Source organism: Streptomyces sp. NPDC055966 (assembly GCF_042269865.1).
GTDB lineage: Bacteria > Actinomycetota > Actinomycetes > Streptomycetales > Streptomycetaceae > Streptomyces.
The window spans coordinates 388,738-414,612 of record NZ_JBHJYK010000006.1; the positions used below are offsets into that span (position 1 = coordinate 388,738).

The following is a 25,875-nucleotide window of genomic DNA, read 5'->3' on the forward strand; positions in this document are numbered from 1 at the left end:
CGGCCCGGACCCACGGTTGCGGATCATGGGAGACTCGCCCTCATGAGCGGCAAGGCGGACCCCCGGACGGCGGGGGAGAGGACGACCCCGAGGGCGCGACTGGACCGGGGGCGCGGCGCGCTCGGGCCCGCGCTGGAGCTCGTGCACACCGGGCGCGCACCGACCCGGGCCGTGCTCACCGCCGAACTCGGGGTCACCCGGGCGACGGCGGGTGCGGTGGCCGCCGAGCTGGAGGCGCTCGGGCTGATCCGGGTGGACGCCCGGCCCGGCGCGGCCGCCGGCTCCCAGGGGCGGCCCTCGCACCGGCTGGAGCTGGCCGAGGACGGGCCGGTGGCGCTGGCGGCCCAGGTCCACGCCGACGGGTTCCGGGCCGCGCTCGTCGGCCTCGGCGGACGGATCGTGGCGACCGCGCCGGGCTGCGAGACCGTCGACGCCGACCCGGCGAAGGTGCTCGGCTCGGTGGTGGAGGCGGGCGCCGAGCTGTTGCGCACGACCGGCCGCCGCTGTGTCGGCGCCGGGCTCGCCGTACCGTCGGCCGTCGCCGAACCCGACGGACTCGCCCTCAACCCCCTGCACCTGGCCTGGCCCGTCGGCGCCCCCGTCCGGCGGATCTTCGCGGAGTGCGTGCGCGCCGCCGGCCTCACCGGCCCCGCGTTCGCCGGCAACGACGTCAACCTCGCCGCGCTCGCCGAACACCGGCACGGCGCCGGCCGGGGCGCCCGCGACCTGCTGTGCGTGGCCACCGGGCACCGGGGCGTCGGCGGTGCCCTGGTCCTCGACGGCCGTCTGCACACCGGCAGTTCGGGCCTCGCGCTGGAGGTCGGCCACCTCACGGTCAACCCGGAGGGCCGCCCCTGCCACTGCGGCAGCCGTGGCTGTCTGGACGTCGAGGCGGACCCGCTGGCGCTGTTGGTCGAGGCGGGCCGCGAGCCGGGCCCCGAGGTGTCCCTGCTCCAGCAGGCCAACGACCTGCTGCGCACGCAGTACGACGACCCGTCCGTCCGTACGGCCGCCGAGGCGCTCATCGACCGCCTGGGCCTCGGTCTCGCCGGGCTCGTCAACATCCTCAACCCCGACCGCATCATCCTCGGCGGCCTGCACCGCACCCTGCTGGACGCCGACCCCGGCCGGCTGCGCGCGGTCGTCGCGGACCGCAGCCTGTGGGGCCAGAGCGGCGGCGTGCCGATCCTGCCGTGCACGCTGGACCACAACAGCCTGGTCGGCGCGGCCGAACTGGCCTGGCAGCCGGTCCTGGACGACCCGCTGGCGGCACTGCGGTGACCGCGCACGGCCCCGCGACCGTGGAACTCCTGCCCGCCGTACGCCTGCGCCTGGTCGAGACGGCTCTGCCGGCACTGTCGGGACCGCACCGCTCGGCGATGGACGAGGTGTGGGAAGAGTCGGTCCGGGCGAACCCGGCCCTCTTCGACGGCCCGGCGGCAGCACTCGTCGGGGTGGAGCGTGACGGGGCGGACGGCCTGGTGCTGACCTGGGCCCGGGCCACCTACCGGTACCGCGCGCTGCGGCACGTGCCCGGCTCGCCCACGCTCTCGTCCCTGTTCGTGGCCGTGGTCCAGCCCGCCGACGACGGCCGTCTGACGGTGGGCCGGATGTCCCCCTCGACCGCCGTTCCCGGCCGTTGGCAGCTGCCCGGCGGAACCGTCGAACCCCCGGCCGGGCCCCACGGGTTGGACCTCGCGGCGCTGCGTGCCCACGCGGCCCGCGAACTGGCCGAGGAGACCGGCTCCGACACCCCGCCCGAGGCCCTGACCTGGTGGCTGACCACCCGGGGCGAGCGCGGCAGCGTCGGCGTGCTGTTCCTCGCCCCGCCGCGTCCCGCACCGGAGTTGTACGACCGGTACGCCGAGCTGGCGGCGGCGGAGACCGCCCGCGGTGACGATCCCGAGTTCGACCGGATCGAACTGGTCGGCTCACCAGCGGACCTGTCCACCCTCCCGGGCCCGCACGTGGACTACCTGCACCCGGTCCTACGCCACTACGCCGACAACTGAGCCTGGTCACACCGCCGTCGGCGCCCTCGCCAGCGGCCCCGCTCCGGCGCCGAATCCGCCCGGCCCCCGGCCGCCCGGTCGCGGACCGCGCGCTGTGCCCCGGCACGCGCCGGAGGACCACCCCGCGCACGAGGCCGGCCAGCACTCACCGCCGGCCGATCCCGAACGCCCGCCCCGGATGCTCCGTGAGGATCCGCTCCACCAGCTCCGTACCCAACTCCGCCACCAGCCGCGGCCGCACCCTGCGCAGCAGATACGGCATGCCGGGCCCGCCGTCGACCGAGCGGGCGCCGGCGAGCACGGTGTCGCAGCCGAGCAGCAGCCGGTCGGCGAAGCCGGCCTCCGCCAGGTCGCGCACCGCGCCGGGCATCCGCCAGTCGGTGGCGTGGTGTGCGCGGGACGGCCCGTCGAAGGCCAGCCAGCAGCCCGAACGCGCGGCCTCCCGCTGCACCACCGGGTCGGGTGAGCGGTTCAGATGCCCGAGGATCACCCGCTCACCCGGTACGTCCAACTCCCCGCACAGCAGGTCCAGTACGTCCAGCGCGCCGGTGCCCATCTCCAGGTGCACGGCGATGGGCGCGCCGGTGGCACGGCTCGCCTCGGCCGCCGCCGTCATCGTCCAGCGGGCGTGCGCGTCGAGCGCGTGGAAGCCGCCCGCCACCTTGATCAGCCCGGCCCGGACCCCGGTCGTACCGATACCCTCGGTCAGCTCGGACACGAACACCTCCGCCAGGCGGCCGCGCAGCCCGGCCAGCAACTCCGGTGTGTAGTGCGCGGCCTGGTGCAGGCCGGTGGCGCACACCAGCGTCACTCCCGTGGCCCGGGACAGCCCGGGCAGGTCCGCCGCCCGGCGCCCCAAGCCGTACGGCGTCCACTGCACGACGGCCGCACCGCCGGCCGCCCGGAACGCCCCCAGCTCGGCCCGGGCCGCGGCGGTGTCGTTCAGCTCCCGGCCCGGGAACATCGGGCTGGTCAGGAAGAGATGGTCGTGCGCGTCGCACACGCCCAGGTCCTCGGGTGCGATGTCGCCGAGGACCGTACGGACGCGACTCACCACTGCCGGCCCCGCGGGAGCCGGTCCCGGCCGGGCGCGGACAGGTGCAGCACCTGGAAGACGTCCCCCTCGGCCTTCGGGGCGTCATGCTCCCAGAGCGAGAAGTGCACCAGCTCCCACGCGCGCGTGTCCACGGCCGCCGCCGCCAGCACCGCGCCGTCCTCGGTGGCCAGCCGCTCCGCCTCGGCGACGGCATCCTCCACCGTTCCGGCCAACTCCACGCCTTCCGCGAGCGGTTGACGGCGCCGCACGGCGAACGCCGCGCGCGTACCCGTCCCCTCGGCGCAGCCCAGCCCGGTCCACTGCCGCACGGTGGGCCTGCCGAAGTCGTTCACCAGCCCCTGGAAGGCGCCGCCCCACAGGAAGCGGTTCATGCCCTCGACCGTGTGCCACAGGTAGAACGGTGCGTACTGGTTCACCACGGAGTTGTACCGCCCGCGTTCGCGCAGCAGGTACGCCTTGAAGCCGAGGCCGTCCCAGTCGTCGAGCAGATGCCCGATCCGGGCGACCCGGGTACGGATGATCCCCGTGTCGTAGTCGGCGGGGAGCGTCAGCTCGTACTGCATGGCATGCATCGGATTCAGCGGTCCTTTCCGGTGGCCGGAGGCGTCAGCAGGGAGAGCAGGCCGCGTACGCCCGCGTCGAACGCGGCGGGGGAGCCCGAGGCGCGGGCGAGGACATAGCCGCCCTGGATCGTCGCGAGGACGGCCGCGCCGATCTCCTCGCCGTCCAGTCCGGGCGCGAACTGCCCCTGCCGCTTGCCCTCTTCGACGAGCTCGGCGATCCGCCGCCGGATGAACGCGATCGTCTCGTCCACCGGCGCGCGCAGCTCCTCGCTGGCGATCACGTCCGGGTCCATCGTTAGCCGGCCGACCGGACAGCCGCGCAGCACGTCTCGCTCGCGCAGCAGGTAGGCCTCGATGCGCTCGTACGGCGTGCCCGGCCCGGCGAGGACGCGCTCGGCCGTGGCGCACAGTTCGTCGGCGGTCCGCCGGATCGCTGCCAGGGCGAGATCGGGCTTGCCCTTGAAGTGGTGGTACATGCTGCCCTGGCCCGCGCCCGCGCGCTCCAGGATCGCCTTCGGGCTCGTGCCCACGTAACCGCGCTCCCACAGCAGTTCGCGCGTGGACTCGATCAGTCGTTCCGGGGTGCTCATGCGGCTACTGTACATACTAGTAGTTACAAATAGCCAGTTCCCGAGGAGCGAGCGTCCCCGAGGAGCGTCCGTCCGCGCGGAGCAGACGCACCCCGTCGCCGTACTCCCCGGGGGGTACGCGCGGTGCCGCCGGCCGCACGACGACCCGGGCCCCCTGCGGGAGGGAGTCTCGTGGCGTCCCCGAAGACCGGGGACGACGCGACGACAAGGGAGATGACCCGAGATGCAGACCCTGGCGAGCTGGCACGGCGGGCCCGGCCCGTGGATCCTGTTCTTCCCGCTGATCTGGGCGGCCGTCGTGATCGGCGCCGTCACCCTGCTGCGCCGCACCGGGTGGCGCGGTCGCGGCGGTCCCTGGTACCGGCCCGTCGACGGCGGCCGCCCGGCCGGGGACTCCCCGCTCGCGGTGCTGGGCCGCCGCTTCGCCTCCGGCGAGATCGATGAGGACGAGTACTGGCGCCGCCTGTCCGTCCTGGACGAGCAGTTCGGCCGCACGGGCAAGGGGGGCCCGGCATGACCACGACGACCGCACAGCGAAAGGCCGCGGCCGGCGTGAGGGACGCGGTCAAGGTGTACGGCGGTGGTGACACCGCCGTACGCGCGCTCGACGGTGTCACCGTGGACTTCCCCGCCGGACGCTTCACGGCGATCATGGGCCCCTCCGGCTCCGGCAAGTCCACGCTCATGCACTGCGCGGCCGGCCTCGACACCCTCACCTCCGGCACCGCCCGCATCGGCGACACCGACCTGGGCGCGCTGGACGACCGCCGCCTGACCCTGCTGCGCCGCGACCGGATCGGGTTCGTCTTCCAGGCGTTCAACCTGGTGGCCACGCTGACCGTCGCGGAGAACATCACCCTCCCGCTGGACCTGGCCGGGCGGCGCGGCGACCCGGAGTGGACCGACGCGCTCGTGGACGTCGTCGGGCTGCGCGACCGGCTGCACCACCGGCCGTCCGAACTCTCCGGCGGCCAGCAGCAACGCGTCGCCGTGGCACGGGCGTTCGCCGGCCGGCCCGACGTCGTCTTCGCCGACGAGCCCACCGGCAACCTCGACTCCCGCTCCGGCGCCGAGGTCCTCGGACTGCTCGGCCGGGCCGTGCGGGAGATGGACCGCACGGTCGTCATGGTCACGCACGACCCGGTGGCCGCCGCGCACGCCGACGAGGTGCTCTTCCTCGCCGACGGCCGCCTGGTCGACCGCATGGCAGCGCCCACCGCCGACCGCGTCCTGGACCGCATGAAGGCCTTCGAGGTGCGGTCATGAACGCCTCGCTCCGGCTGAGCCGCGCCTCGCTGCGCGCGCACCGACGCCGCTTCGCCGGCACCTTCCTCGCCGTGTTCCTCGGCGTCGCGTTCCTGACCGGCACCCTCGTCATGGGCGACACGCTCAGGGCGAGTTTTGGTGCCATGTTCGGCGAGGCCACCGTCGGTACGGACGCCGTGGTGCGCGGCGCCGACGCCATCACCGCACCCGGCCAGGGCCAGGGCGTACGGCAGCCCGTCGAGACCTCGCTGGTGCGCACCGTCGAGCGGGTGCCCGGCGTGGCCGCAGCCGTCCCGGACATCGAGGGGCGCGGCCAACTCGTGGGCGCCGACGGCAAACCCGTCGGCGGTCAGGGGCCGCCGACCCTCGCCGGGAACTGGATCACCGACCCGCGGCTCAACCCGTACCGGCTGGCCGAGGGCCGCGCCCCCGCCCGCACCGGCGAGGTCGTGGTGAACCGGGGCGCGGCGAAGAAGGCGGGCCTGAAGATCGGCGACACCACCACCCTGCGCACCCCCGACCCGGTGCGCGTGACCGTCGTGGGCCTCGCCACCTTCGGGGGCCAGGACGGCATGGCACAGGTGACCTTCACCGGCATGACCCAGGCGGACGCCGAGCGGTATCTCACCGCCCGGCCGGGGCAGGCGGCGGCCATCGACGTGCGGGCGGCGCCCGGAGTCGGTCAGGGCGAGCTCGTGCGGCGACTGACTCCGGTACTGCCCAAGGGAGTCGAGGTCGTCACCGGGCAGCAGTCGGCGCGCGAGAACACCGACATGGTCTCCGGCCAGTTCCTGACCCTCTTCACCACCTTCCTGCTCGTGTTCTCCGGCGTCGCCCTGCTCGTCGCCACCTTCTCCATCCACAACACGTTCGCGATCGTGGTCGCCCAACGCACCCGCGACAACGCCCTGTTGCGGGCCCTGGGCGCCGCCCGCCGACAGGTGACCGCCATCGCCCTCGCCGAGGCGCTCGCGGTCGCGCTCACCGCCTCGCTCACCGGGCTCGCGGGCGGCATCGGCATCGCCGCCGGGCTCCAGGCGCTCTTCCCCGCGATCGGATTCCCGTTCCCCGACGGCGAGTTGGTGATCAAGACCCTGTCGATGGCACTGCCGTTCGCGGTCGGCGTCGTGGTCTGTGTGGCCTCCGCGCTGCTGCCCGCCCTGCGCGCCGGACGCACCGCGCCGCTCGCCGCGCTGCGCGAGACGGACGTCGACACCTCGGGCGCCTCCCGCCCGCGTGCGGTCACCGGCGCCGCCCTCGGCGCGCTCGCGCTCGCGGCGACCCTCGGCGGTGTCCTCGTGACCCCGTCCGTATGGCTCGCGGGACTCGGCGCGCTGCTCGCTCTGGCGGCCTTCGTCGTCCTCGGGCCGGTCGCCGCGACCGCCGTCGTACGCCTGCTCGGCCGTCCGCTGGACCGGCTGCGCGGGGTCACCGGCGGCCTCGCCCGGCGCAACGCCCTGCGCAGCCCGAAGCGGACGGCCGCCACCGCGAGCGCGCTGATGATCGGCGTGGCCGTGGTGTCCCTGTTCACCGTCTTCGGCGCCTCGCTGAAGGCCACCATGGACCAGACGGTGTCCCGGTCCTTCGCGGGCGACGTCGCCGTCAGCAACCCCTCCTTCGGCGCGGGCGGCAGCGGACTCAGCCCCCGGCTCGCCCCGGCCCTGAGCCGGCTTCCCCAGGTGGACACCGCCGTCGGTCTCGGCCGCGGGGTCGCCGAAGTCGACGGCAGGGGGAGGGCGTTGACGGTCACCGACCCGGCCGCGCTCGCCCACGCCTTCGACCTCGGCACGGTCACCGGTTCGTTGCGCGACCTCGGCACCGACGGGATCGCCCTCACCCGGGCGGAGGCCGGCCGGCAGCATCTGCGCACCGGTGACACCGCCCGCCTGACCTTCACCGACGGCACGAGCGAGAACTTCACCGTCCGGGCCGTGTACGGCCGCTCCGAACTGGCCGGTGACTACGTCATCACCCGGGCCGCCTGGGCCCCGCACCGTACCCAGGACTCCGACACCCTCGTCGCCGTCACCTTCAGGCACGGGGTGGGCGCCGACGCGGGCAAGGCGGCGGTGCAGCAGGTCGCGGCACGCTACGGCAACCCGCAGGTGCAGACCCGCGACGAGTACGCGCAGTCCTCGGCGGGCGGGATCGACATGATGCTCACCCTCGTCTACGCCCTGCTCGCCCTCGCGGTGCTCATCGCCCTGCTCGGCATCGCCAACACCCTGACCCTCGCGCTGCACGAACGCACCCGGGAACTGGGGCTGTTGCGGGCCGTCGGGCAGACCCGCACCCAGCTGCGGGCCATGGTCCGCTGGGAGTCGGTCCTGGTCGCCGCGTTCGGCACGGTCGGCGGACTCGGCCTCGGCGCCTTCCTCGGCTGGGTGCTGGTGAAGGCCTCCGACGGCGCGAGCGACACCGCGTTCGCCTTCGCCCTGCCACCCGCACGGCTCGCCGTGGTCGCCCTCGTCGGCCTCACCGCGGGCGCCCTCGCGGGCCTGCGCCCGGCCCGACGAGCGGCCCGCCTCGACGTCCTGAGGTCGATCGCCACGCAGTGACCGCCCCGAGGAGCACGGAACCCGCCGGGCGCGTCCGCGTCGGATCTGCTGCCCGGTGCGGTGTGCCCTGGTGTGGGTGGCGCGGCCGTCGGGGTCCCGGGGTCCCGGGGGCGCGGGGTCCGTTGCGGTCGGCCGCGCGGGATCTGGAGCTGGGGATGGTCCGGCGTGGTTCGGCGGGTGGGTGTGGTCGTCCCGTTCACGGGGTTCGGGGTGCACTGCGACTGGCCGCGTGGGGTGTGTGGCCGGGCTCGGTCCGAGCTGATCTGGTGGGCGGGTGTGGCCGTCGAGGTCCCGGGGGTGTGGGGTCCGTTGCGGTCGGCCGCGCGGGATCTGGAGCTGGGGATGGTCCGGCGTGGTTCGGCGGGTGGGCGTGGTCGTCGGGGTCCCGGGGCGTGCGATCCGCTGTGACCGGCCGCGTGGGATCTGCAGTCGAGCAGGGTCCGACCCGGTTCGGCAGGTGGGTGTGGTCGTCCGGGTTCCGGGGTGCGGGGTGTGGGGTCCATTGCGACCGGCCGCGTCGGGACTGCAACCGAGTTCGGTCCGACCCGGCTCGGCGGATGGGCGTGGTCGTCGGCGTTCCGCGAGTGCGGGAACTGTCGCGATCGGCCGCGTCGGAGGCGCAGCCGGGTACGGTCCGAACCGGCCCGGCGGGCAGGCGCGCCCGTCCGGGTCCGGAGGCGGCCTCACCGCCCGGTCAGCCGGGAACGGCCGACCGGGCGGGAGCCTGTGCCCCGGGCCCGGCGGAGGCGTGTGCCACCGCGGGAACGGGAGCCGGGGACGGGGCCGGTGCGGGCGCAGGAGTCGCGCTCGCGGCAGCGACGGCGGCGCCCACGGGCGTTCCGGCGGTCACCGCAGCCGCGGCAGTCACGGGAGTCCCCGCGGTCACCGAAGCCGCCACCGTGACCGGCACCGTGACCGGCACCGTGGCCACCACGGGCACGGGTACCGGCGTCGGCCGGGCCGGCTGTGCCGCCCGTGCCGGACGGTGCGGGGCCTGCGCCGGACGCGTCCGGGCCTCCTCCGGGGCGGGCAGCGTGAACCACACGACCTTGCCGTTCTCGCCGTCCGGCCGCGCGCCCCAGCTGTCGCTCACCGCGGCCACCATCGCCAGCCCCCGGCCGCAGGTGGCCAGCGGCCCGACGTCGGGCGCGTCCGCGGCCGTGTCGGCCGGCACCGGCAGCCGCGGGTCGCTGTCGCGCACCGAGACCGTGAGCCGGTCCGCCAGCAACTCCAGCTCGACGGTGCACGTCTTGTCGGGCCTGGCGTGCCGGTGGACGTTGCTCAGCAGCTCCGTCACACCGAGTGCGGCCCGGTCTATCAACGGGTCCATATGCCAGTAGCGCAACTGCGCAGATACGATTCTGCGGACCTGGCCGATCCGCGACGGCAGGGCTTGCAGCTCCACCGTGCAGTGCCTGCTCGGATGACTGATCACGGCTCGCGACTCCCCGATGTAGAGGTCCGAAGGGACCGGAAGAACACGGAGAACAACGGATCCAGCAGGGTGCTTGCGTCCAAACGTCGCCTGCTGTCATGGCCGGCGGGCTGGTTCGCAGCGTTATCGCCGGTAAACCCAGAGTGACGTGTGTGAACAGCGTGACAGGGCGGATGCGCTCCCGCAACTCGCCGCGGCGCGACGCTGCTCGGAGTGTGTGACCGGTTCCCCCACCCGCGGCCCTACGGCACTCAACCGCCGCGGCCTGCGGCCCGGCGCACCGCCTCGATGAACCGCCGGGCCGCGGGCGGCCCCGGCTCGCCGGGGGCGGGGTCGTGCTCGCCCAGCGTCAGCAGATACCGCTGGCCGTTGAGATCGGCCAGCGCCCGGTCGTCCGCCGCGAACCACGGCTTCGACGCCCGCACCGCCTGCACGGGCGCGCTGTCGATCTCGCTGCCGTAGCTGTTGAGCAACTCCAGCCTGCCGTCGTTGATCCGGACCTGCCCGGCCCGCGTGAGCGAACGCAGCCGCTTGCCGATCCGCACGCCCGTGGCCGTGAACTCCGGCTCCGCCATCGCTTGCAGCCCCCTTGCGCGTGTGCTTCCGCGACCCAGTGTGCGCCCCTGGGGACGACAGGTCCCGTCGCGTGCAGTCTGCCCCGAGGGGGCCGAGAGCACCAGTACACGCGGGGCGCGCGCGACGACCGCCCGGAGCACTCCCGCCAATGCGCCCCTGGCCGGCCGCGCCCGCCTGTGCCCCAGGGCCGCTTTGGGTCGCCCAAAGATGCGTTTATGCAGGTGGGAAGCGGTGTCAAAGATGCCTATGCTCGACGTGTCGGCCGCGTCAGGCGTTGTCGGCGCCCAGCGTAAGGAGCACCGCCGTGAGCACCACCCCCCAGATCCGCACCGGCGCCACCCTCGACGTGGACCGCAGCGACCCGGCCTACCGCGACTGGCTGAAAGAAGCCGTACGCAAGGTCCAGGCCGACGCCAACCGCTCGGCGGACACGCACCTGCTCCGCTTCCCGCTGCCCGAGCGGTGGGGCATCGACCTCTACCTCAAGGACGAGTCGACGCACCCCACCGGGAGCCTCAAGCACCGCCTCGCCCGTTCCTTGTTCCTCTACGGCCTCTGCAATGGCTGGATCCGCCCCGGTCGCCCGGTGATCGAGGCGTCCAGCGGCTCGACGGCCGTCTCCGAGGCCTACTTCGCCAAGCTGATCGGCGTGCCCTTCATCGCGGTCATGCCGCGCACGACCAGCGCCGAGAAGTGCCGCCTGATCGAGTTCCACGGCGGGCGGTGCCACTTCGTGGACGACTCACGGAAGATGTACGAGGAGTCGGCCCGACTCGCGGTGGAGACCGGCGGCCACTACATGGACCAGTTCACCTACGCCGAGCGGGCCACCGACTGGCGCGGCAACAACAACATCGCCGAATCCATCTTCCGCCAGCTGGAGTTGGAGCGCTTCCCGGAGCCGGCCTGGATCGTCGCCACCGCGGGCACCGGCGGCACCTCCGCGACCCTCGCCCGCTACGTCCACTACATGCAGTACGACACCCGCGTCTGCGTCGCCGACCCGGACAACTCCTGCTTCTTCGAGGGCTGGACGACCGGCGATGCCGACGTCACCTGCGACTGCGGCTCCCGGATCGAGGGCATCGGCCGGCCGCGCATGGAACCGAGCTTCGTGCCCGGCGCGATCGACCGGATGATGAAGGTGCCGGACGCGGCGAGCGTCGCCGCCGTACGCGCCCTGGAGCGGGCCATCGGCCGCAAGGCGGGCGGCTCCACGGGCACCGGGCTGTGGAGCGCGCTGAAGATCGTCTCCGAGATGGTGGCCGAGGGCCGGACCGGCAGCGTCGTCACCCTGCTGTGCGACCCGGGCGACCGCTACCTCGACAAGTACTACTCCGACGCCTGGCTCGCGGAGCAGGGCCTCGACATCACGCCGTACTCGGCGGCGATCGACACCCTGCTGACGACGGGCGTCTGGCCCGACTGAGTCCCCGGACGGGCCGGGGGGTGGTCCACGGGCGGCCGGCCGGGACGGCGTCGCGGGCGGTTCAGCGCAGGCGCCGGTCGAGTGCGGCGACCGCCGTGCGGAAGGAGCGGCCGACTCCGGGGCGGGCCAGTCCGCACACCAGCCGGAAGGGCGCCGTGCCGTCGAGGGCGAAGGTCATCCGCACCCGCGTTCCCGGTCCGGCCGGGGCCAGCCGCCACTCCTCGATCCAGGCGCGGGCGCCCGGCGTGTTCGTCACGTCGACCCGATAGGCGTACACCTCGGGCCCCTTCGCCGCGAGCACCGTCTCGCGGAAACGGATGCCGCCGCGCAGCCGCACCTCGCGCCCGCCCTCGGTCGGCCGGGCGGAGGCGATGGCCGAGAACCACTGCGGCCAGCCGGGCACGTCCTCGGCGAGGGCGTGGAAGACGGCCTCCGGAGGGGCGGCCACGTCCTGTGTGAACACGAGTCGTACCGGCGCGCTGTCGACGAACTCCGGCCCGACCGGGCGCAGACGGTGCGGCATGACGCGAACCCCCTCGTGACGTCTGAAGTCCTGTCCCGAAGCAGACAGTTGAGGGAGTTCAGCGTAGTTGACGGGCCGTCAGATGTCCTCGGCTGCCTCGATGTCGCCCTCGCCCTCGCCCGCCACGATCAGCCGCGGCAGATGCTCCGAGATCTCCGTACGCGCCTCGGCCGGCAGCCCCGCGTCGGTGACGAGCGTGTCCACCTGCTCCAGCGTGGCGAACGAACTGAGGCCCACCGTGCCCCACTTGGTGTGGTCGGCGACCACCACGACCCGGCGTGCGGAGTGCACCAGCCGCCGGTTTGTCTCGGCCTCCGCGAGGTTCGGCGTGGACAGCCCCGCCTCGACCGATATTCCGTGCACACCGAGGAACAGCAGATCGAAGTGGAGGGCGGCGATGGCCTGGTCGGCGACCGGCCCCACCAACGAGTCCGACGGTGTGCGCACCCCGCCCGTCAGCACCACCGTGGCCGCGCCCTGGCGCTGACCCGAAGTGCGCTGCGCCGCGTGGAAGACGTCCGCGACCCGCACCGAGTTCGTCACGACGGTGAGGTCGGGCACCTCCAGCAGATGCTGCGCGAGCGCGTACGTCGTCGTACCGCCGGACAGGGCGATCGCCGCGCCCGGGCTGACCAGCCGGGCCGCCGCCCGTGCGATGTCCTCCTTGGCGGTCAGCTCCAGACCCGACTTGGCCTCGAACCCCGGCTCATGGGTGCTGGCCTCGACCACCGGCACCGCCCCGCCGTGCACCTTCTCCAGCATGCCCTGACGGGCGAGGGAGTCCAGGTCACGGCGCACGGTCATGTCCGAGACCCCGAGCTTGCGGGTCAGCTCGTTGACCCGCACACCGCCCCGGCGCCGGACCTCGTCCAGGATCAGGGCGCGGCGCTGCTCCGCGAGGAGGTTCTGATTCTCACTCACGCACGCACCGGTCCTTTCGCCGCCAACCGTCCGACTCGCCCGCCGCACCGGCTCCGACCAGGAGAATCCGGAGAACCGGAAGTGCGCGGGCGTCCCATCCTTTCACGGTCCGGCAGGGGTCGCGCCACCCGCCTGTCACGACGCGCACATGCCACTCGTGTCGCACGCGTTGCGTCACGACGTCACACGGATCGGGGAGATTCCGTGACGAGCGGTGCGCGGCACCGGCGGAGCGGAGATCCTGAAGCCCGCATCGACTCAGACCGTTCGGGCGTGGGCACGGGAGTGCGACGACAGTGGAACGCGCGCAGAACCGCCCCACGGGGCCGCAGACCGACGGGCCCGGCGAGGCGGGCACCGACCGGGCGGACGGGCCCGCCGCGCCGCTGGCCGAGCTGGAGCTGCTGGTGCACGGGGTCGGCGGCACCACACCCGAGAAGATGCTCGGCGACCCGCGCACGGTCCGGGTCACCGGCGACGACACCGCCGCGGTGTTCCGCCGCGCGGCGGACGCCGAACCGGGGAAGGCACCGCGCGGCGAGCCCGTGCGGGAGGCGTACGTCTGGTGCAACCTGACCTCCGGCGACAGCAGCCGCGCCCTGTGGCTGTTACTGCTGCCGTTCATGGTGGTCAACCTCGCCCACTGGATGCGCCCCGCCGCGACGGACCGGCCGCGCGCCGTCCGCCTGTACGGCCTCCTCGTGCGCCTCACCGCCCTCACCCTCACCGTGCTGCTGGTGGCCGCCGCCTGCGAGGTGGCCCTGGACCTGGTCGCCTGGCAGTGCGCGGGCGCCCCCGAGTGCGCCCGCCGCCACACCTGGCTGACGTTCTCCGGCGTCGCGGCGTCCGTCGCGGACGGCGGCTGGTGGAGCCTGCCCGGCCGTCGGCTCGCCCTCGCGGCGCTGGTGCCGGTCGCGCTGACCGCCCTGCTCTGGTACCTCTCGCGCCGCACCTGGAGTGCGTACGAGTCGCACCGGCCGATGTCCCGCGAACCGGAGCCGGAGACCGACGGCAGCGCGCTGGCGATGCCCGGATTCTGGTACGGGCGCCGCCTCGTGGCCCGGCTGCGCGCCGCGCACACCGCGGCCGGCCTGCTGACCGTGGCCGCCGCCCTCGCGACCCCGGCGACCCGCTTCGACCACCGGCCGGGCGGTCCCGTGGCCCTGAACGTCCTGAGCTGGCTGCTGACCGCGGCCCTGCTGGCCGGGGCGGCAGCGGCGGTGGGCGTGGTCTGCCGCCGGGGCCGCAGCGAGAACACCCTCGACCAGGCGCTCGACCGGCATCTCGTACGCCGCCTGCCGCTCGCCGCGCTCGGCCTGCTGCTGCTCACCGCGCTCTACGCCGGCTGGTCCCGGCCCGGCTGGCACTCCACCGGGCGGCTGCCCGGCGACCCGGCCTTCGGCACGCTCATGCTGGCCCAGGGGCTGCTCGTGATCGCCCTCGCCCTCGTCGCCCGGGACCTGCACCGCCGCGCTCCCGACCGGCGCGCCGGGATGCGGGGCCTCGGCGGCCCGGCCGTCGCGCTGCTCGCATGCTCCCTGGGCGGCGTGATGTCCGGCGGGGTCGCCCAGCGCGTCGCGGGCTGGCTGGACGGCACCGGCGCCCTGCCCGCCGGGCCGCCCGTGCTGCTGACCTGGCAGGCGTCCACGATCCCGCCGGTCCTCGCGGTCCTGCTGCTCCTCGGCGTCCGGCTCGGACTGGGCACCGCCCGGCTCGCCCGCGCCGAGCGCGCCCGCATCCGCCACGAGCACCCCGGCGAACCCGAGGACCCCGGCCGCACCCGCACCATCGCCCAGGTCCGGTCCATGGCCACCCTCACCGACCGCGCACCCCTCGTCGTCGCCGTGCTCACCGCCACCACCTTCGTGCTCGGCGCCCTGGCCCTGGCCGGCGCCATGACCACCGGCAAGACACCCGACGGCGCCGCCCGCCGCACCGTCGACGTGCTGCGGGCGGCGGCCGAGACCTCGCAGGCGCTGGGCTCCTGGCTGGTCGGGTTCGCCTTCCTGCTGTTCGTGACCTGGGGCCGGCGCGCCTACAAGGACGCCTCGGCACGGCGCACCATCGGCATCCTGTGGGACGTCGGCACCTTCTGGCCGCGCGCCGCCCACCCCTTCGCGCCCCCGTGCTACGCGGAGCGCGCCGTGCCCGACCTGACCTGGCGGATGGCGACCTGGACGCAGCGCACCGGCGGCCGCCTGGTCCTCTCCGGCCACTCCCAGGGCAGCGTCCTGGCCGCGGCCGCCGCCTGGCAGCTGACCCCGTCGACCCGCAAACGGATCGCCCTGCTGACCTACGGCTCCCCGCTGGAGCGTCTCTACGGCCGTTGGTTCCCCGCCCACTTCGGACCGCCGGCGCTCGCCGCCCTGCACCACGACGTCGCCTGCTGGCGCAACCTCTACCGCCGGACCGACCCCATCGGCGGACCCGTCCGGGTCCCCGACGACACCACGCCCGAGGTCGACCACGGCCCCTTGCGGGACCCCCTCGCCTACGGCCGCACCCCGGACCATCCGCTCCCGGCACCCATCCTCGGCCACTCCGACTACCAGGCGGACCCCGACTTCGACCGGGAACGCGCCCGCCTGCTGGCCCGGTTGCGCCCGGAGCTGCCGGGGCAACGCCCGCGGCCGCGACCGGATCCGCGGGACTCCGCGGGCGGCGTCGACTAGACCGTGTGCCGGACCTACCTGTGCCGCCCGGTGCTCACGGCAGTTCGGGCAGATCCTCCGCGTACAGCAGGGTGAGGTCGTCGGTGCTCGGGTCGGCGAGCTGGGCGACGCGGCTCGCGTGCCGCTCCACCATCGCCTCGAACGTCTGCCGGGCGGTGCGGCCGTTGCCGAACGCCGGGCCCTTCGGGATCGCCGTGAAGTACTTCAGCAGTGCCTCGGACGTGCCCGGCGCCAGCCGGTACTCGTGCTCGTCGGCCTGCTGCTCCACGATCCGCAGCAGCTCCTCGGGGCCGTAGTCGCCGAAGGTGATGGTGCGGGAGAAGCGGGAGGCGACACCGGGGTTGACGGACAGGAAGCGCTCCATCTCCGCCGTGTACCCGGCGACGATCACCACCACAGCGTCCCGCTGGTCCTCCATCAGCTTCACCAGGGTGTCGATGGCCTCCTTGCCGAAGTCCCGCCCGGCGTCCTCCGGTGACAGCGCGTACGCCTCGTCGATGAACAGCACGCCGCCGTGCGCCCGTTGGAAGGCCTCCTGGGTGCGGATCGCCGTGGAGCCGATGTGCTCGCCGACCAGGTCGACCCGGGACACCTCCACCAGGTGCCCCTTCTCCAGCACGCCGAGCGAGGCGAGGATCTCGCCGTAGAGCCGGGCGACCGTCGTCTTGCCGGTGCCGGGGGAGCCGGTGAACACCAGATGCCGTTTGACCGAGGCCGCCTTCAGGCCCGCCCGCTGCCGGCGCCGGCCCACCTCGATCATGTCGGTCAGCGCCCGCACCTCGCGCTTGACGCTCTCCAGGCCGACCAGCGCGTCGAGTTCCCCGAGCACGTCCTTCGAGGTGCGCGCCGGCGCGGCCGGTTCCGCGGTGTCGGCCACCGGCTCGTGCTCCGTGGTGCGCTGCCCGGGGATCGAGCCGAGCAGGCCGCCGGCATGCGTCGCCGTCTGTACGGCGGTCTCCCGCACCGCCGGCGGGCGCAGGCCCCCGCTCTCGTCGCTGGTGCAGTCCTCCACGACCGGGCCCGTCACGGAACCGGCGTCCGGGCCGTTGTCGGCGAACTCGTAACCGCCGCGCGCGCAGCGCTCCGTACGGCACTTGCGCAGGGTCGCCCGGCAACCGTCGATCACATGGAAGCCGTACCCGCTGCTGCCGCTGACCCGGCAGTTGAGGAAGCTGCCGCGACCGCCGGCGGAGACGTAGAAACCGGCCTCGGCGGGGGAGTCGACCGTGCACCGCTCGACGGTGGGGTCGGCGCCCTTGGTGACGATCACGCCGGTCTGGGTGCCGTCCAGGGTGCAGTTGTTCAGCGTGCCGCCGCTGCCGTGGTCGCGGAACCAGGCGCCGGTGGCCGCCTCCCGGATACGGCAGTCGTCGAGCTGCGCGGTCGCCCCGTCGCTCACCGACACCGCCGTGTTGCGCACCTGGGACAGGTCGCTGTCCACGACGTCCACGCGCGAGCCGCGGTCCAGCACGAACAGCGCGTCCGGCACGTCGTGCACCCGGCAGGAGTCGAGGACGGCCGTGGCGCCGTCGCTCACCCACACCGCCGGGTAGTCGCCCGTGCTGTCGAAGATCTCGCACTGGTTGGCGTCCACCCGCGTGCCCGGGTCCCACACCGACAGGCCGTTGCGCCCGAACTGACGGACCGTCGTGCGGGTCAGCGTCAACACTGAGCGGGAGCGCAGGTCGACCGCGTTCTCCGGGATGTCGTGGATACGGCAGTCGGCCAGGGTGAGCACCGCGTCCGTGTCCAGCGTGACGCCGTCGGCGGTGGTGCGGTGCACGTCGCAGTCGGTCAGATGCGCGGTGGCGCGCTGGCTCACCTGCACACCGGAGCCGCGGACCTCGTAGATCTCACAACCCACCGCCTCCAGGGCGGAGTTCTCGCCGGTCGCCGTCAGCCCGGGACCGGAGGCGTGATGCACGCGGCAGCGCACCAGGCGCGGATGGGCGCCGCCGCGGACGGCCACGCCCGCCTGTCCGGCCGCGACGACCTCGCACTCGTCGAACACCCCGCTGCCGCCGTCGAGAACGGCGATGCCGACGCCCGCGGGGTTGTCCACCGTGCAGCGGCGCACGGTCGGGCGGGCACCGCCGCGCACCTCGATGCCGACGGCGGAGCGCGTGACGATCCGCACGTCCGTCAGTTCGGGCGTGCCCTCCTCGACCAGCAGCGCCGGTGCCGCCACGTCCTGGCCCTCCACGTGCAGGTCCTGGACCACGGCCGAGGCCCGCACCGTCAGCGGCACTCCCGCCTCAGGCGCGATCCGCACCGATCCGGGGGAGCCCTCGGGGCCGCGGAGCGTCACGGACCGCTGCACGACGAGGTTCTCCCGGTAGGTGCCGGGGGCGATGGTGAGGACGTCGCCGTCGGCGGCGGCCTCCAGGGCGGCGGCGAGAGATGCGTACTCACCCGTGCGGCGCCGCCACCGCGACGTACCGGTGTGCGTCACCTGGACCGTGCCCTGTGCCATGGCGTTGCCGTGCCCCCACCTCGTCGTACTGATGACTCGATCCCGCGCGGGACCGTGCCGCCGGTGACGGGAGCGCGACGGTGCCGGACCTGGGGCCGGTGCGCCTGCGCGCTCTTCGAAAACCTGCGTGTCCCTGCGGTTCGCTCATCCGCGGGTTGTCGCCGAAAGCGTTTCGGCCGGTCCACCGTAGCGTGTGCGTGCCTGGTGGGTTGACCAGAGCCGTCAGGCCGTCAGCTGCCGGTGCCCGCCTTGCCCCAGTCCGGGCCGGCCCGGTCCCAGGCCTGGTCCCAGCACGCGTACCGCCGGCGGATCATGTGCCATACGGCCAGCCGCCGGACACCCTCGACCAGGCCGGCGATCAGCAGGGCCGCGCCGAATCCGGCCAGCACCGCGTGCGTCGTCGCGGTGGGGGAGTCCAGCGGCCGCGTGGTTATTCGGCCCTGCGGGTCCGTCCAGACGGCGAAGTGGTCGCCCGTGTGAGGGGACTTGAGGTCCGCCAGGGCCGCGCCGTGCTGCGCGGTGCCGTCCGGTGCGGTCCAGTCGGCGAGGACGCGGTGGCGCGACTCGCGCACCACGGCGGCGTCGGGATCCGTCTCCAGCGAGGGGGTGTCCTTGAGGGCACGCACCACCGTGGCGGTGACGAGATGGCGCGTGTGCTGCTGCTCGCGCACCGACCGCTGAAGCGAGTCCTGGGCGACGGCCCCGACCAGACCACCCGTCACGGGCGCGGCCACGGCGATCAGCGCCAGCGCCACGAGCGCCACCCATGCCTCGGCCAGATCGGTCGGTCGGCGCAGCGGGTTGTGCCGCCAGCGCCACAGCCCCCTGATGGCTCGCATGTCCCCACCCCCTTCCGCTCCGTCATAGCCCCCGGGGCGGGCGTGCGTCCGTGCCCCGGAGCAAGAGAGAGCGACGTCACGTCCGCCGCGGACGGTCCCCAGCGCGGCTTCTCAGGCGTTTCTCATGCACTTTCAACGACGGTGCCCCCCTTTCGGTTCCCGTCCGCATCCGGCCGTTGTCGCGTGTCACTCCAGCACCCGCACCGGGTCCCCGACCCTGATGGTGCCGGGCGTGACGGGCACCAGGTTCTGCCCGAAGACCAGCATCGAGCCGGCCCTGCGGTGGCGGGCCAGGGTGAGCAGGGGCTCCCGGCCGCGTACGGCGGTGTCCTGGTCGGTGGTGGTGACGACGCACCGTCCGCTCGGCTTCGCGACGCGCAGGACCACGTCGCCGACGCGGACGCGGGACCAGTGGTCCTCGGCCCAGGCCTCGGTGCCCGCGACGACGAGGTTGGGCCGGAAGCGGTTCATCGGCAGCGGACCCTCGTGGCCGTGGGTGCCCTCCGCTATCAGGGAGTTGAGGGCGTCGAGGGAGGCCGCGGAGGTGACCAGCAGCGGATAGCCGTCGGCGAAGCTGACCGTCTCGCCGGGCAGGGCGTACGCGGGGTCGACCGGGCGGCGGGTGGCCGGATCGTCCATGTGCACCAGGCGGACGTCCGCCTCCAGAAGGGCGCTGCACCAGGCATGCGCGGGCGGCGCGGCCGGGACCGCCTCCACCTTCGTGCCGAAGATGCTGATCGGCACGGTCTCGCCCGGCTCGGGCACGGTCACCGGCAAGGGCGCCCGGCCGGGCGCGGACAGCAGAACGCCGCCGCCGGGCAGCAGCTCGGCGGCGGCCAGCGCGAGGCGCGGCTGCTCGCGCTGGGTGACGACCTTTCCCCCGTCGTCGATCAGTGTCCAGCGCCGGTCTCCGGCCAGGCCCCAGGGCTCCACCACAGCTTCCCGGGGCGCGAATCCCCGGAACGCCTTGACCGGATGGACGTGGATCGACTGCACTTCGGCGTGTTCCATGACGCCATCGTGCCAGGCGGCACCGACAGCGAGGAGGCGCCGGTCAGTAGCCGCGGTACTGCTGGTTGTTGTACGGGTCCTGGTAGGGAGCCGGTGCGGGCCGCGGCGCGGGACGCATGGCCTCGTACCCCGTGCCGCCCGCCATCGGGCGCTGCGGCTGCGGGGCCTGCGGACCGGGGTAGCCGCGCGGGGCGCTCGCCTGCTGCGGGATGTACGCCGTGGGTGCCTGCTGGAGCGGCGCGGGCTGCGGCGTCTGCGGGTAGCCGTAGGCGGGGGGCTGCGGTGAGGGGGCCGCCGGGAGGGCGGGCAGTGCCGACGGCAGGGCGGGCAGGTGGCTGCCCATGTCGTAGGCGGCGGGGACCCGGATCGGGGCGATCTGCGGGGTGCCCCGCTCGGCGACGAGGGAGTCGTAGATCGGGGTGTCCGGGAAGGAGGCGGAGTAGTAGCCGCCACCATAAGTGGAGCGGGGGGAGGTCATGGCACATAAGTTAAGCCCACGATGTGCTCGTTGGGGAGACCGATAAGAGGGTTCTTTTCCGTGTCGGCAGTGACCTGGGATCCCCAATCCGAGCGAACTTGGCAAAATGGGGCGCCGACCCGCGTTTGAATCATGTAAAGGGAGACTTTCCGCGGGGTTACCGGCGGTCGACCGGCGATCTTCCGGTGCTGTTCAGGGGAGTTCGCCCGCCCCGGGAATAGGTTGTGCGGGTAGGGATGACCGGACGGCCGGGGGTGCCCGGGAGTCGACCACGGATTGGGGCGGGACATGTCAATGCCGAAAGGGTCGAACGCGCCGGTGCCGACCACGGCCCTGCGCGTCGAATTGGGCTGGCGCTCCGGTCCCGGCGTGCCCGACGCGGACGCCTCGGCGCTGCTGCTCGCCGCCGGACGGGTCCGCTCCGACGGGGACTTCGTCTTCTACAACCAGCCCGCGCACCCCTCCGGCGCCGTACGCCACGAGGGCAAGCGGACGGCCGGCGGACAGGTCACCGACACTCTTTCCGTCGACCTCGCGCGCGTGGAGGGGGCGATCGAGCGGATCGTCCTCGCCGCCTCCGCCGACGGCGGCACGTTCGCACAGGTCCCCGGCCTCTACATCGAGGTGACCGACGGCGCGACCGGCTCCGTCGTCGTCCGCTTCGACAGCCCCGGCGCGACCTCGGAGACGGCCTTCGTGCTCGGTGAGTTCTACCGCCGCCAGGGCGGCTGGAAGTTCCGTGCCGTCGCCCAGGGCTACAGCAGCGGTCTCGAAGGCCTGGCAACGGACTTCGGGATCACCGTGGACGAACCGCAGCGCGCCGCACCGCCCGCGGTGGCGACGCCGCCGGCACCCGCGACGCCCCCCGTACCGCCCCCGCCGCCGGCCGTGCCGCCCCCGCCGCCGGCGCCCCCCGTGGCGCCCCCGGTCGCCGCACCGCCCCCCGCGCCGGTCCGCCTGTCCAAGGTCACGCTCACCAAGGCCGCCCCCTCCGTCTCGCTCGCCAAGCAGGGCGGAACGTCCGGTGCCCTGCGCGTGAACCTCAACTGGCAGGTGCGCAAACAGTTTTCGGGCTGGGGCGGCCGCTGGGGAGGCGGCGGCAGCGGGGACGTCGACCTCGACCTGTGCGCCCTGTACGAACTCGCCGACGGTCGCAAGGGAGTCGTCCAGGCCCTCGGCAACGCCTTCGGATCGCTGCACCGGCCGCCGTACATCCACCTCGACGGCGACGACCGCACCGGTGCCGTGGCCGCCGGGGAGAACCTCACCGTCAATCTCGACCACCTGCGGGACTTCCGGCGCATCCTCGTCTTCGTCACCATCTACGAAGGCGCCAGCTCCTTCGCCGACCTGCACGCCACCGTCACCCTCCGGCCGCAGCACGGCGCACCCATCGACTTCTCGCTCGACGAGTGCACCGTCCCCTCGACGGTGTGCGCGCTCGCCCTGATCACGAACACCGGCGGCGACCTCCTCGTAGAGCGCGAGGCCCGCTATCTCGTGCCGGCGCGCGGAGTGAGCCCGCAGCGGACCGTGGACCGCGCCTACGGCTGGGGCATGAACTGGACGCCCGGCCGCAAGTGACCGGGCTCAGCCCTCGTCGGGCACGGCATCGGGACGCGCGTACGTACGGCCCTTCCAGGCGGCCCCGCGCCCCCGGTAGTGCTGCACGGCCGAGTCCACCGTCATCAGCAGGTACAGCAGCGCGGTGAACGGCAGCAGCGGGGCGAGCCACAGCGGCTGGCGGTAGTAGCGCAGCATCGGTACGTACGTGCCCGCCATCACCGCCCACGCCAGAGCGCCGCACACGGCCGTCGTCACGCTCCCGCCGGCCGCGCCCGCGACCAGTGCGGCGGGCGGCACCAGGTAGACCAGGGCGAGCCCGGCGACCGTACCGAGGAGCAGCAGCGGGTTGTGCCGCAACTGGGCGTAGGCGCTGCGCGAGACCATCCGCCACAGGTCGTGCAGCCGCGGATAGGGCCGCACGCTGTCCACCCGCTCGGCCAGCCCCAGCCAGACGTGGCCGCCGGCGCCCTTCACCGCGCGCGCGAGCGCCACGTCGTCGATCACGGCGTGCCGGATGGCGTCCGGGATGCGCGCCCGCTCCGCCATGTCCGCGCGCAGCAGGACGCAGCCGCCCGCCGCCGCGGCCGTGCGCGATCCCCGGCGGCCGATCCACCGGAAGGGATACAGCTGCGCGAAGAAGTACACGAACGCCGGCACCACCAGCCGCTCCCACACGCTCTCCACCCGCAGCCGCGCCATCTGCGACACGACGTCGAAGCCACCGGCCCCCGCGGCCGCGACCAGCTCCCGCAGGCTGTCCGGCGCGTGCGCGATGTCCGCGTCCGTCAGCAGCAGGTACTCGGGACCACGCGCGCGTGCCAGGCCGATGCCGTGCCGCACCGCCCACAGCTTGCCCGTCCAGCCCGCCGGCGGCTCCCCCGGCGAGCCCACCGTCAGCGGCAGGCCGCCGTGCCGCCGGGACAGCTCCCGGGCCAGCTCGCCCGTGCCGTCCGTGCTCCCGTCGTCCACCAGGACGACCTCCGCCCGCCCCGGATACTCCTGCGCCAGCAGTGACGGCAGGCTCGCGGGCAGCACGGCGGCCTCGTCGCGCGCCGGTACGACGACGCACACGGACGGCCACGCGTCCGGTTCCCGGCGTGGCGGCAGCCGGACGTCCGTGCGCCAGAAGAAGCCCTGGCAGAGCAGCAGCCAGCACCAGGCGGCCAGCGAGACGACGGTGATCCACAGCAGGGTGCTCACGGCCGCAGTCTGCCCCACCCGGGCGGTCCGCAAGGGCGGATCGTCTATCGTGGCCGGGTGAAGATCGCGCTCATGGACTCCGGAATCGGCCTGCTCCCCGCTGCCGCAGCGGTACGGCGGCTGCGCCCCGACGCGGATCTCGTGCTCTCCTGGGACCCGGACGGGATGCCCTGGGGACCGCGGACCCCGGAGGACATCACGCAGCGGGCCATCGCCGTGGCCGAGGCGGCCGCTGCCCACGAGCCCGACGTCCTGATCGTCGCCTGCAACACCGCGTCCGTGCACTCCCTGCCGCAGATGCGGGCCCGTTTCGAACCGGATCTGCCGATCATCGGAACCGTCCCGGCGATCAAGCCGGCCGCCGCGGCTGGCGGCCACGTCGCCATCTGGGCCACCCCCGCCACCACCGGCAGCGCCTACCAGCGCGGTCTGATCGACCAGTTCGCCGCAGGCGTCACCGTCACCGAGGTGGCGTGCCCCGGCCTCGCGGACGCCGTGCACCACGCCGACGAGGCCGCGGTCGAGGCCGCGATCGCCTCGGCCGCCGCCCGCACCCCGAAGGACGTCACCGCCGTCGTCCTCGGCTGCACCAACTACGAGCTGGTCGGCGAGCGGATCCGCGCGGCCGTCCAGCGTCCGGACGCCCAGCCGCTCGTCCTGCACGGTTCCGCCGGTGCGGTGGCCGCCCAGGCCCTGCGCCGGATCGGCGCCGAGCCGACCCCCGACGCCCTCGCCGACACCACCCTCACGGTGCTGCTCAGCGGCCGCGAGGCCACGCTCCCCGACACCGCCCTCACGTACGCGGAAGGCCGCTTCCTGCGGGCCGTCAGCCCGGTCCGCTGACCGGCGGCGACGGCGCACCGCGAGCGAGCCCGTCCCGTCCCGCCCGGGCCGGTCGTCCTCCGCACGCCGGTACCCGCGCGGCGAAACCTGAGTAACCTCATAAACATGAGGGACCACCCCCACGCCGAGGACCCCGCACACCCCGACGTCTGGACCGGGCGGGCCACCAACCGCGTGCAGTGGCTGCTGGCCCTGGTCGGTGCGGCGTGCATGGCGCTCGGCATCGAGCTGGCCGTGGACTCGGCCTGGACCTCCGGCGTCGCCCCGCTGGCGATGTCCGTCGTGGGCTGCATCGCGGCCGGGCTGCTGGTCCTGTTCGGCACGCTCGCCTTCGTGCACGTCGACCTCAGGCTCGACAGGGAGTGCGTCGAGGTGCGTTGCGGCCACATAGGGCTCCCGCGCCGCCGCATCCCGCTCTCGCACGTGGCCGGCGCCGACTTCACCGCCCTGGTCACGCCCCGGCACTGGGGCGGCTGGGGCTACCGGTGGCGCCCCGAGAAGGGCACCGCGGTCGTCGTACGCCGGGGTGAGGGTGTCGTGCTGCGCCTGTGGGACGGGCACACCTTCACGATCACGGTGGACAACGCGGAGTCGGCGGTACGGGTCATCCGGGCCCGGCTGCGGGCAGGCCAACCAGGCCCGGCTGCCTGACGCCGCGTGCCGGGGCGGCCCCGTCGCTCAGAGCCGCGGCTCCGCGCCCTCGCGCGCCCAGGGCCGTGCCGTCGCCCACCCGGCCAGCAGTCCGGCGCCCGCCGTCACCGACGTGAAGCTCAGCGCGTTGCCCAGCGAGGCGAGCGCGGCCAGCGCCGTCAGGGCGGCGCCCGTGGTGAGGGCGACCGGCGTCGAGCGGGGCGTACGCCACAGCGCGTGCAGCACCCAGCAGAACGCGGCCCCGAGCAGCACCACCCCGGCCAGGCCCTGCTCCGAGGCCACCTGCAACGGGGCCGAGTGCGGCTTGCCGTCGGAGGGCACCGTCCGCGTCGCCGCCGGGCTCAGTTCGCCGAACCGGTCCGGGCCGACCCCGAGGCCCCCGTGCCGGTCCGCCATCCGCAGCGCGTCCTGCCACAGCTCCACCCGGTGCCCGGTGAGCCGCCCTTCGAGCACGTCCGCGAGGCCGTCGGGCAGCACACCGGCGGCAAGCGCCCACGTCGTGCCCGCGACCAGGGCCGCAGCCGCGGCCAGCCCCAGCAGGGACAGACCCCGGCGGGTCACCGAACCAGCGGCCAGCGCGCACAGCAGGACGGCTGTGCTCGCCGCGCAACCGGCCGCCGAGCCGAGGACGGCCGCGGTCAGTACGACTGCGGCGGCCAGCGCCCACAGCCCCAGCCGCAGGGCCGGTCCGGGCGCGGCCCAGGCGGCACAGCACGCGGCTCCCGTGGCCAGTGCCAGCAGGGCGGCCGTGCCTCCGGCGTGGCCGAGCGGAGTGGCGTACCAGACGCCGGGGGAGAGATCGGGCTGCGCCACGGCCAGCGCTAGCGCGGCCAGCGCGCCGGCTCCGGGCGCGGCGACCGGGAGCAGGGCTCCGGAGACCCGGCCGACGGCATGACCTGCGGTCACGGCCAGCACCGCGAGCAGTACACCCTCGGGCCGTCCGTCGTGCACGGCCGCGGTGATCAGCGCCCACCCGGCGCAGGCCCCGAGCAGGATCATGCCCGCGCCGTCAGAAACGTTCCCTCTGACGTTTGCCGCGTTCACCGCGTTCGCCGCAGCCGTACCGGCCGCAGGCCTCATCTCCGTCGAGCCCACCCGCCGCCCCTCGTCCCCCGCACACCCATGCCGGGCCCACGACAGGTCACGGCGCCGGGTCCGGTCGCACTGCCGAGGCTGGGCACACCGTAGCGGCTGATGACCGCTTTGGGCACG

The 25,875-nt window shown here is 74.3% G+C and carries 22 protein-coding genes and 1 pseudogene; 10 read left to right on the forward strand and 13 right to left on the reverse strand.

Annotated elements, in window-relative coordinates:
* The first annotated feature begins 42 nt into the window (after window positions 1-42).
* Together ACFC8N_RS16150 and ACFC8N_RS16155 are read left to right on the forward strand one after the other, a co-directional pair.
* Window positions 43-1,281 carry an ROK family protein gene (locus tag ACFC8N_RS16150; protein ID WP_356023547.1) on the forward strand — a complete coding sequence of 413 codons (1,239 nt, stop codon included), beginning with the start codon at window positions 43-45 and terminating at the stop codon, window positions 1,279-1,281.
* Window positions 1,278-2,012, forward strand: coding sequence for an NUDIX domain-containing protein (locus ACFC8N_RS16155; protein WP_376288480.1), 735 nt, complete (start codon window positions 1,278-1,280; stop codon window positions 2,010-2,012). Before ACFC8N_RS16150 ends, ACFC8N_RS16155 begins: the two co-directional genes overlap by 4 nt.
* A 145-nt stretch (window positions 2,013-2,157) precedes the next feature.
* Here ACFC8N_RS16155 and ACFC8N_RS16160 read toward each other — a convergent pair whose 3' ends face one another.
* The 3 genes from ACFC8N_RS16160 to ACFC8N_RS16170 are packed head-to-tail and all read right to left on the reverse strand — an operon-like array spanning window position 2,158 to window position 4,222.
* On the reverse strand, window positions 2,158-3,066 hold the full coding sequence (locus ACFC8N_RS16160) for a phosphotriesterase (protein ID WP_356023551.1): 909 nt from the start codon (window positions 3,064-3,066) through the stop codon (window positions 2,158-2,160).
* Window positions 3,063-3,641, reverse strand: coding sequence for a DUF4865 family protein (locus tag ACFC8N_RS16165; RefSeq protein WP_362820157.1), 579 nt, complete (start codon window positions 3,639-3,641; stop codon window positions 3,063-3,065). The genes ACFC8N_RS16160 and ACFC8N_RS16165 overlap by 4 nt, the downstream gene beginning before the upstream one ends.
* A 5-nt stretch (window positions 3,642-3,646) precedes the next feature.
* Complete coding sequence (locus tag ACFC8N_RS16170; protein WP_362820155.1) at window positions 3,647-4,222, reverse strand: TetR/AcrR family transcriptional regulator; 576 nt, start codon at window positions 4,220-4,222, stop codon at window positions 3,647-3,649.
* A 223-nt stretch (window positions 4,223-4,445) separates the two neighbouring features.
* Between ACFC8N_RS16170 and ACFC8N_RS16175 the strand changes: the two genes are divergently transcribed.
* The 3 genes from ACFC8N_RS16175 to ACFC8N_RS16185 are packed head-to-tail and all read left to right on the forward strand — an operon-like array spanning window position 4,446 to window position 8,046.
* A complete protein-coding gene (locus tag ACFC8N_RS16175) occupies window positions 4,446-4,739 on the forward strand; it encodes an SHOCT domain-containing protein (RefSeq protein ID WP_356023557.1) in 294 nt (97 codons plus the stop codon).
* Entirely contained in the window at window positions 4,736-5,488 is a 753-nt protein-coding gene (locus tag ACFC8N_RS16180; protein WP_376288481.1) for an ABC transporter ATP-binding protein, read from the forward strand. The genes ACFC8N_RS16175 and ACFC8N_RS16180 overlap by 4 nt, the downstream gene beginning before the upstream one ends.
* Window positions 5,485-8,046 carry an ABC transporter permease gene (locus ACFC8N_RS16185; RefSeq protein ID WP_376288482.1) on the forward strand — a complete coding sequence of 854 codons (2,562 nt, stop codon included), beginning with the start codon at window positions 5,485-5,487 and terminating at the stop codon, window positions 8,044-8,046. The genes ACFC8N_RS16180 and ACFC8N_RS16185 overlap by 4 nt, the downstream gene beginning before the upstream one ends.
* Before the next feature lie 955 nt (window positions 8,047-9,001).
* Here ACFC8N_RS16185 and ACFC8N_RS16190 read toward each other — a convergent pair.
* Together ACFC8N_RS16190 and ACFC8N_RS16195 are read right to left on the reverse strand one after the other, a co-directional pair.
* Window positions 9,002-9,481, reverse strand: a pseudogene (locus tag ACFC8N_RS16190) (ATP-binding protein); the annotation flags it as partial.
* 251 nt (window positions 9,482-9,732) lie between these two features.
* On the reverse strand, window positions 9,733-10,056 hold the full coding sequence (locus ACFC8N_RS16195; protein ID WP_071374519.1) for a hypothetical protein: 324 nt from the start codon (window positions 10,054-10,056) through the stop codon (window positions 9,733-9,735).
* 305 nt (window positions 10,057-10,361) lie between these two features.
* Between ACFC8N_RS16195 and ACFC8N_RS16200 the strand changes: the two genes are divergently transcribed.
* On the forward strand, window positions 10,362-11,486 hold the full coding sequence (locus tag ACFC8N_RS16200) for a PLP-dependent cysteine synthase family protein (protein WP_356023563.1): 1,125 nt from the start codon (window positions 10,362-10,364) through the stop codon (window positions 11,484-11,486).
* Window positions 11,487-11,547: 61 nt separating this feature from the next.
* Here the strand turns inward: ACFC8N_RS16200 and ACFC8N_RS16205 are convergent, their stop codons facing one another.
* Complete coding sequence (locus ACFC8N_RS16205; RefSeq protein ID WP_362820152.1) at window positions 11,548-12,009, reverse strand: SRPBCC family protein; 462 nt, start codon at window positions 12,007-12,009, stop codon at window positions 11,548-11,550.
* Between the two features lie 78 nt (window positions 12,010-12,087).
* A complete protein-coding gene (locus tag ACFC8N_RS16210) occupies window positions 12,088-12,930 on the reverse strand; it encodes a DeoR/GlpR family DNA-binding transcription regulator (protein ID WP_376288483.1) in 843 nt (280 codons plus the stop codon).
* 296 nt (window positions 12,931-13,226) lie between these two features.
* Between ACFC8N_RS16210 and ACFC8N_RS16215 the strand changes: the two genes are divergently transcribed.
* Window positions 13,227-15,602, forward strand: a complete 2,376-nt coding sequence (locus ACFC8N_RS16215; protein ID WP_376288484.1) for a hypothetical protein — start codon at window positions 13,227-13,229, stop codon at window positions 15,600-15,602.
* A gap of 34 nt (window positions 15,603-15,636) precedes the next feature.
* Here ACFC8N_RS16215 and ACFC8N_RS16220 read toward each other — a convergent pair whose 3' ends face one another.
* The 4 genes from ACFC8N_RS16220 to ACFC8N_RS16235 all read right to left on the reverse strand — a co-directional run bounded on the left by ACFC8N_RS16220 (window position 15,637) and on the right by ACFC8N_RS16235 (window position 20,403).
* The gene (locus ACFC8N_RS16220) at window positions 15,637-18,075 is read right to left on the reverse strand and encodes a right-handed parallel beta-helix repeat-containing protein (RefSeq protein ID WP_376288485.1); all 2,439 of its coding nucleotides are present in this window, start codon (window positions 18,073-18,075) and stop codon (window positions 15,637-15,639) included.
* A gap of 230 nt (window positions 18,076-18,305) precedes the next feature.
* The gene (locus ACFC8N_RS16225) at window positions 18,306-18,914 is read right to left on the reverse strand and encodes a hypothetical protein (RefSeq protein ID WP_376288486.1); all 609 of its coding nucleotides are present in this window, start codon (window positions 18,912-18,914) and stop codon (window positions 18,306-18,308) included.
* 186 nt (window positions 18,915-19,100) lie between these two features.
* Complete coding sequence (locus ACFC8N_RS16230) at window positions 19,101-19,925, reverse strand: MOSC domain-containing protein (RefSeq protein ID WP_356023573.1); 825 nt, start codon at window positions 19,923-19,925, stop codon at window positions 19,101-19,103.
* A gap of 43 nt (window positions 19,926-19,968) precedes the next feature.
* Window positions 19,969-20,403 (reverse strand): DUF6643 family protein, encoded by a 435-nt coding sequence (locus ACFC8N_RS16235; protein WP_356023575.1) that lies wholly within the window; start codon window positions 20,401-20,403, stop codon window positions 19,969-19,971.
* Between the two features lie 288 nt (window positions 20,404-20,691).
* Here ACFC8N_RS16235 and ACFC8N_RS16240 point away from each other — a divergent pair, with 288 nt between their 5' ends.
* Entirely contained in the window at window positions 20,692-21,987 is a 1,296-nt protein-coding gene (locus tag ACFC8N_RS16240; RefSeq protein WP_376288487.1) for a TerD family protein, read from the forward strand.
* Between the two features lie 6 nt (window positions 21,988-21,993).
* On the opposite strand, the gene ACFC8N_RS16245 is transcribed toward ACFC8N_RS16240, so the two are convergent.
* Entirely contained in the window at window positions 21,994-23,169 is a 1,176-nt protein-coding gene (locus ACFC8N_RS16245; RefSeq protein WP_376288488.1) for a glycosyltransferase, read from the reverse strand.
* Between the two features lie 57 nt (window positions 23,170-23,226).
* On the opposite strand from ACFC8N_RS16245, the gene ACFC8N_RS16250 reads away from it, so the two are divergent.
* A complete protein-coding gene (locus ACFC8N_RS16250) occupies window positions 23,227-24,012 on the forward strand; it encodes a glutamate racemase (RefSeq protein WP_376288489.1) in 786 nt (261 codons plus the stop codon).
* A gap of 105 nt (window positions 24,013-24,117) precedes the next feature.
* Window positions 24,118-24,663 carry a hypothetical protein gene (locus ACFC8N_RS16255; protein ID WP_356023583.1) on the forward strand — a complete coding sequence of 182 codons (546 nt, stop codon included), beginning with the start codon at window positions 24,118-24,120 and terminating at the stop codon, window positions 24,661-24,663.
* A gap of 27 nt (window positions 24,664-24,690) precedes the next feature.
* Here ACFC8N_RS16255 and ACFC8N_RS16260 read toward each other — a convergent pair whose 3' ends face one another.
* Window positions 24,691-25,662, reverse strand: coding sequence for an O-antigen ligase family protein (locus tag ACFC8N_RS16260; RefSeq protein ID WP_376288490.1), 972 nt, complete (start codon window positions 25,660-25,662; stop codon window positions 24,691-24,693).
* Window positions 25,663-25,875 lie beyond the last annotated feature (213 nt).

Coding starts and splice junctions, on each gene's coding strand:
- ACFC8N_RS16150 (WP_356023547.1), top strand. CDS start 43: ATGAGCGGCAAGGCGGACCCCCGGACGGCGGGGGAGAGGACGACCCCG.
- ACFC8N_RS16165 (WP_362820157.1), bottom strand. CDS start 3,641: ATGCATGCCATGCAGTACGAGCTGACGCTCCCCGCCGACTACGACACG.
- ACFC8N_RS16170 (WP_362820155.1), bottom strand. CDS start 4,222: ATGAGCACCCCGGAACGACTGATCGAGTCCACGCGCGAACTGCTGTGG.
- ACFC8N_RS16175 (WP_356023557.1), top strand. CDS start 4,446: ATGCAGACCCTGGCGAGCTGGCACGGCGGGCCCGGCCCGTGGATCCTG.
- ACFC8N_RS16180 (WP_376288481.1), top strand. CDS start 4,736: ATGACCACGACGACCGCACAGCGAAAGGCCGCGGCCGGCGTGAGGGAC.
- ACFC8N_RS16185 (WP_376288482.1), top strand. CDS start 5,485: ATGAACGCCTCGCTCCGGCTGAGCCGCGCCTCGCTGCGCGCGCACCGA.
- ACFC8N_RS16195 (WP_071374519.1), bottom strand. CDS start 10,056: ATGGCGGAGCCGGAGTTCACGGCCACGGGCGTGCGGATCGGCAAGCGG.
- ACFC8N_RS16205 (WP_362820152.1), bottom strand. CDS start 12,009: ATGCCGCACCGTCTGCGCCCGGTCGGGCCGGAGTTCGTCGACAGCGCG.
- ACFC8N_RS16220 (WP_376288485.1), bottom strand. CDS start 18,075: ATGGCACAGGGCACGGTCCAGGTGACGCACACCGGTACGTCGCGGTGG.
- ACFC8N_RS16225 (WP_376288486.1), bottom strand. CDS start 18,914: ATGCGAGCCATCAGGGGGCTGTGGCGCTGGCGGCACAACCCGCTGCGC.
- ACFC8N_RS16230 (WP_356023573.1), bottom strand. CDS start 19,925: ATGGAACACGCCGAAGTGCAGTCGATCCACGTCCATCCGGTCAAGGCG.
- ACFC8N_RS16235 (WP_356023575.1), bottom strand. CDS start 20,403: ATGACCTCCCCCCGCTCCACTTATGGTGGCGGCTACTACTCCGCCTCC.
- ACFC8N_RS16240 (WP_376288487.1), top strand. CDS start 20,692: ATGTCAATGCCGAAAGGGTCGAACGCGCCGGTGCCGACCACGGCCCTG.
- ACFC8N_RS16255 (WP_356023583.1), top strand. CDS start 24,118: ATGAGGGACCACCCCCACGCCGAGGACCCCGCACACCCCGACGTCTGG.
- ACFC8N_RS16260 (WP_376288490.1), bottom strand. CDS start 25,662: ATGATCCTGCTCGGGGCCTGCGCCGGGTGGGCGCTGATCACCGCGGCC.